Here is a 295-nt window from a genome sequence, read left to right as displayed (position 1 = left end):
TGCGCCGCAGGCCCGGGGCCGGGCGCCGCGCAGCGGCCAGGTCGTGCCGCAGCCGGTCCCCGGCGATCAGTGCCGCGCCCAGAAGCAGGAACAGGGCCAGCGAGACAAAGGGACCCGTGAACGGTGTGACCACGGCGCCCGGAGCGACGGCGGTGGCCAGCAGCGATGAACCAAAGGAGGCCGCGAGGGTCAGGAACGCGCCGAGCCAGAGCAACCGTGCGCGGCCGGCCCCCTTGATTGGCAACCTAGGGGTTGCCTATTATGGACGGGTGGACACGGTCTTCCAAGCCTTAAG

General features: G+C 70.5%; 1 protein-coding gene. It reads right to left on the bottom strand.

The genetic code is table 11. The annotated features are described in order from the left end of the window. Positions 1-244, bottom strand: a 244-nt coding sequence (locus AC5RV2_RS19215) for a hypothetical protein (protein WP_494093648.1), incomplete at its 3' end; no start/stop codon positions are given. Positions 245-295 lie beyond the last annotated feature (51 nt).

This window comes from Arthrobacter sp. Y3225116, assembly GCF_059091245.1.
This window is presented reverse-complemented; position numbering and strand designations above follow the sequence as displayed.